Origin of the sequence: Caulobacter sp. B11, assembly GCF_002737765.1 — a bacterium.
Classification (GTDB): domain Bacteria; phylum Pseudomonadota; class Alphaproteobacteria; order Caulobacterales; family Caulobacteraceae; genus Caulobacter.
In genome coordinates, this window is sequence record NZ_PEGG01000272.1 from 1 (window position 1) to 4,961 (window position 4,961).

General features: G+C 67.3%; 5 protein-coding genes and 1 pseudogene. 2 read left to right on the forward strand and 4 right to left on the reverse strand.

The genetic code is table 11. The features are described from left to right. The 4 genes from CSW58_RS10865 to CSW58_RS10880 all read right to left on the reverse strand — a co-directional run. Positions 1 to 442, reverse strand: a 442-nt coding sequence (locus CSW58_RS10865) for a hypothetical protein (RefSeq protein ID WP_099447296.1), incomplete at its 3' end; no start/stop codon positions are given. 108 nt (positions 443 to 550) lie between these two features. Next, a complete protein-coding gene (locus CSW58_RS10870; RefSeq protein WP_099447300.1) occupies positions 551 to 862 on the reverse strand; it encodes a hypothetical protein in 312 nt (103 codons plus the stop codon). Between the two features lie 96 nt (positions 863 to 958). Further along, complete coding sequence (locus CSW58_RS10875) at positions 959 to 1,834, reverse strand: kinase (RefSeq protein ID WP_099447297.1); 876 nt, start codon at positions 1,832 to 1,834, stop codon at positions 959 to 961. Beyond that, positions 1,825 to 2,844 (reverse strand): 2'-deoxycytidine 5'-triphosphate deaminase, encoded by a 1,020-nt coding sequence (locus CSW58_RS10880; RefSeq protein ID WP_099447298.1) that lies wholly within the window; start codon positions 2,842 to 2,844, stop codon positions 1,825 to 1,827. The genes CSW58_RS10875 and CSW58_RS10880 overlap by 10 nt, the downstream gene beginning before the upstream one ends. A 270-nt stretch (positions 2,845 to 3,114) precedes the next feature. Here CSW58_RS10880 and metZ point away from each other — a divergent pair. Both metZ and apaG read left to right on the forward strand, forming a co-directional pair. Beyond that, positions 3,115 to 4,224, forward strand: a pseudogene (gene metZ / locus CSW58_RS10885) (O-succinylhomoserine sulfhydrylase). Further along, positions 4,205 to 4,669 carry a Co2+/Mg2+ efflux protein ApaG gene (gene apaG / locus CSW58_RS10890; RefSeq protein ID WP_099447299.1) on the forward strand — a complete coding sequence of 155 codons (465 nt, stop codon included), beginning with the start codon at positions 4,205 to 4,207 and terminating at the stop codon, positions 4,667 to 4,669. Before metZ ends, apaG begins: the two are co-directional and overlap by 20 nt. Positions 4,670 to 4,961 lie beyond the last annotated feature (292 nt).

Here is a 4,961-nt window from a genome sequence, read left to right on the forward strand (position 1 = left end):
TCAGCGCCGGCGAACCAGCCACCAGCCGATCCAGGCCAGGCTGTAGCAGGCGATCTCGAGGGTCAGGACGGCGATCACGCCCGCCGAGGGCCCATTCGTAGGCCGTATGGGGCCCAAACCAGGATTCCAGCAGCGCGGTGGAGATCAGGGGGGCGATCGGCAGGATCAGCATCAGCCCGCCGCTGCCGCCCCAGAACCAGGCGAACTTGTGAGCTTCGCGGGCGGCTTCATCGACGTTTCGCCAATAGACCGCCATCGTCCAGCTCATCAGGGCCAGCACGGCGATCCCGCCGAGCGACAGGATCACGGGCGGCGCCTGGATCTCCAGCGAGTCCACAATGCCGATACCGGCCCCCATAATCAGCCCCAGCAGCGCCCAGACCCCAATCAGGCGCTGGGCGACCTTTTCGCTGGGCCGGAACGATTTGACTTCACTTTGCATGACAAGCACCCCAGTCGTTATGACAAGGACGCTTGTCTTACATCGGCAAATCTATGTCAAGCAGGCTTGTCAAAATGTATGGGGTCATGGACTAAAAGCCTTGCCGGCTCAGGCGGCGTAGCGTCGCCCGGAGGGTCCGCAGCCGCGCGGCTCCGCCCCGAAGGGGTCGGCCTCATGCATGTGGACGGGCCTGTCCTTGCCCCGGCCCAGGGCGCTGGCCAGCCATCCGTCGCCGCCCGACCGGTCGATGATCCAGCCATAGCCCGAACAGCGATCGCCGTAGTCGGACCAGCGCAGCACCCGCCCCTGGGCGTCGCAGCGCCATTCGGCCTTGTCGCATCCCGGAATACGAACGGCCTGCTCCCAGGCCGCGACCCGGCGGGCATGGGTCGAAAAAGGGCCGCCAAAAAGTCCACTCACGCGCTCATGCTCCACTCACCGGGATCCGGGACTGAGTCACCGACCTCGACCTCGTCAATCTAGCACTGGTGGAAGGCTCGTGGAGCTCTACAAGATCTAGTGCGACGCCGTGCCGCGCGACGCCCCTGCGACATCGCCCCGGCCCTCCAGGGGCTGGCGATCGGCGGCGAGTCGGATGACGATCTCGCCCTCCCTCGGCGGCGTCCTGGCCATGTGGCCCGTCAGCCTTTCGTAGTGTTGGACGAACCGCCGCACCCCGGCGTCGCTCATCGTCCGACCCGCCGCGAGGCCCTCGCGGACCAGACGCTCGCGCAGGTCTCGCTCCTGCTCGATGCGCCACAGGATCACGGTGTCGAAGTCGGGCGCGCGAAACTGGATCCGCAGGTCCAGACGCGCGAACAGGTCCTGATAGGCTCCCGCCAGGGCCGCATTCACCCAGGCTCGCCACACGGCGCCCGGATCCTCGTCGCGTTCCAGTCCATTGATCGGCTCGACCAGTGAGGCGGGATCCTGGGGCGATGCGCCGACGCACCAGCCCTCGAACAGGACTATGTCCACCGGCCCCTTGACCGCGTCCCAGTCCGAGGGATCGAGGCGGGTGTCGGCAGCCTTGTCGAAGCGCGGCAGGCGCACGTCCCGCCCGGCGACCAGGGCCTCCAGCAGATCCAGGCCCAGGCCGACGTCATGAGTTCCCGGAACGCCTCGGGTCGCCAACAATGGATGAACCTGGGCCGCCAGGGCCAGGCGCGCCGCGCGGGTCAGGTACAGGTCATCGAGCGACAGCGTCGCCACCCGCAGGCCCTGGGCTTCCAGCAGCCGCCGCAGAACGATGACCGTCGTCGACTTGCCGCACCCTTGCGGACCGGCGATCCCGACCACCAGACAGGCGCCGCGCGTCCGCCAGTCGTCGAGGATTCGCGCGACGAGCGGCCCGTGCAGCCGGCTCTCCGGAATGGCGCGGTCTAACGCCACGCCTTGAAGTGCTTGGACAGTTTCAGACCCTGGCGCTGATAGTGCGATCCGCCCTCGCCATAGAGCCGCACCGGCCGGGCCGTCAGCGGCTCATAGACCAGGCGGGCCACGGTCTGGCCGTCTTCCAGAAGGAACGGCGTCTCGTGGCTGCGCACCTCCAGCACGCCCTTGGAGCCGACCGCCCCGGCCTCTTCGGTGCCGAAGCCCGGATCAAAGAAGCCGGCATAGTGCACGCGGAACTCGCCGACCGACGGGTCGATCGGGGTCATCTCGGCCGCCTCGAGGGCCGGGATCTCGATATCGTCCTTGGAGGCCAGGATATAGAACTCGCCCGGATCCAGCAGCAGTTCGCCATGACGGGTTTCGAGCGGCTCCCAGAAGTCGCGCGGATCGTGGCCGTCCTCGCGGTCCAGGTCGATGACCCCGGCGTGACGCCGGCCTCGGAACCCGACGACGCCCGGGCTCAGATCGACCCCGACGCTGCGGATGGACAGTTTGGCGGGCTCGCCCCGTTTCAGGCGCAGCTGGTTGAGCCGCGTCCCGGCCCGCACCAGGACCGAAAAGGTCTGGGGCGCGATCTCGATGAACAGCGGTCCGTCATAGCCGGCCTCGACGTCGTCGAAGGCTCGGCTGTTGTCGGTCAGCAGACGGACGAAAACGTCGACGCGGCCGGTCGAGCTCTTGGGATTGCCCCGCGCGGCGATATTGTGCGGCAGGGCCAGGCGCTCCTGGATCTCGGCGATATAAACGCAGCCCTTCTCGAGCACCGCGCCCTGGGTCAGGTCCAGTTCGTGCATCGCCACGTCGCTGAGGCGTTCCAGCACCCGACGATGCCGTCCGGGCAGGAACGAGGCGCGCACCCGCCAGCACCGCGCACCGAGGCGCAGATCGAGACTGGCCGGCTGGACCTGATCGATGTCGAACGGGGTCTGAGAGGTGATCGCTTCACGCGCGATCAGCTCATCGATGGATTGGCAGGGCAGAATCCCCGCTGAATGGGCGTCGGTCATTGCGGCGACACTGGATAATGCGGCGCCGAGAGGCAAGCGTGCTCGCGCGACAAAGGCCTGGAATTCGTCCGACGCTGCCCCAATGGGTTCGCGCCAGGCGGAGCCTTGCAGGAAATAGCGGTCGCGCGCGGCGATTGCTGGCTTGACCGCCCTACCCGCTATACCTTTCATGCGCGCCTTTTCGAGGAGACGCCGTCCGTGGCCGAAGACCCTAAAGACTGGGATATCGCGACAAAGCTGATCCGTGGCGGTCTTGCGCGCTCTCAGTTCATGGAGACGGCCGAGGCGCTGTACCTCACCCAGGGCTTCACCTACGAGACCGCCGAAGGCGCCGATCGCCGGTTCTCGGGCGAAGATCCCGGTTTTGTCTATTCGCGGTTCAACAATCCGACCGTGAAGATGTTCGAGGACCGCCTGGCCCTGCTGGAGGGCGCCGAGGTGTGCCGCGCCCAGTCCACCGGCATGGCCTCGATCCACATGGCCCTGATGGGGCTGGTCAAGGCGGGCGACCATGTGGTGGCCGGCCGCGCCCTGTTCGGGTCCTGCCGCTGGATCATCTCCGAGTGGCTGCCGCGCTTCGGCGTCGAGACCACCTTCGTGGACGCCACCGACCTGAAAGCCTGGGAAGCGGCCATGCGGCCCAACACCAAGGCCGTGCTGATCGAGACGCCGTCCAATCCCGTGCTTGAGATCACCGATATCCGCGCCGTGGCCGACCTGGCCCATGCGGTCGGCGCCAAGGTGATTGTCGACAACGTCTTCGCCACCCCGATCTTCCAGCAGCCCTGACCCTGGGGCCGACGTGGTGGTCTATTCGGCCACCAAACATATCGACGGCCAGGGCCGGGTGCTCGGCGGGCGATCCTGACCAGCGAGGCGATCAACGACGAATTCTACCGCGACGCCCTGCGCCACACCGGTCCGACCCTGTCGCCGTTCAACGCCTGGGTGCTGGTCAAGGGCCTGGAGACCCTGGACCTGCGCGTCCGTCGCCAGACCGACTCCGCCGCCGCCCTGGCCGACGTGATCGCCGACCATGGCAAGGCCCGCCAGGTGCTCTACCCCTTCCGCGCCGACCATCCCGGCCATGACATCGCCCGCAAGCAAATGAGCGGCGGCGGCACGGTGGTGGCCCTGGACCTGGGCTCGCGAGAGGCGGCGTTCCGCTTCCTCAACGCGCTGGAGATCGTCGACATCTCCAACAATCTCGGCGACGCCAAGTCGATGGCCACCCACCCGCCGACCACCACCCACCGCTCGGTGCCTGAAGAGATGCGCCCCTCCCTGGGCGTGGTCGAGGGCGGCGTGCGCCTCTCGGTCGGCCTGGAAAGCCTGGCGGACCTGACCCGTGATGTGACCCGTGCGCTCGACCAGGCGTGAAACCTATCCGCCGCTGAAGCGGATCCGTCGGCGGCGCGGGGCTGACACGGGCATCTATGAAGCGCGCACCCGCGACATCGTGGTCCGCGTCGTCCCGGCCTATCTGGTCGAGGAATCCGCGCCCGACGACAGCCTGTATCTGTGGTCCTACACGGTCGAGATCGAGAACCACGGCCAGGAAACCGTCACCCTGATCTCGCGCTACTGGAAGATTACCGACAGCCACAACCGCAGCAACGAGGTCGAGGGTTCGGGCGTGGTCGGCGAACAGCCGGAACTGCGGCCGCGCGAGGCGTTCCGCTATGTCTCCAACTGCCCGCTCCCGACCCCGTCGGGCACGATGGTGGGCGCCTATCAGATGATGACCGAAGCCGGCGAGGTGTTCGAGGCCGCCATCCCCGAATTCTCGTTGCATCTGCCCGGGGCGACCCGGCGGGTGAACTGAGGCCGGGTCAGAGCGAAAGCCGTCGGTGGATCGGCGGCGCTTGACAACCCCAGATAGTACGTCTTCAAGTTACCTCCATTCGGCGGCGATCACACTTCGCTCGGCCGGGAAGGCCGGGTCGCGCCGATCTTGACCGCGCCCCCGCTGGCAAGACGGCGTCGCGGCCCAAAGGGCGCGCCCAACCGGGGGGGGAACATGATGGCGACCTATACGATCAGGGTTCTCAACAATTCCGTGGCCAACAGGAGCTACGCGATCTTCATGGCGCCGCCAGTGGTCACCGCCAATGGCG

Coding starts and splice junctions, on each gene's coding strand:
- CSW58_RS10880 (WP_099447298.1), bottom strand. CDS start 2,844: ATGACCGACGCCCATTCAGCGGGGATTCTGCCCTGCCAATCCATCGAT.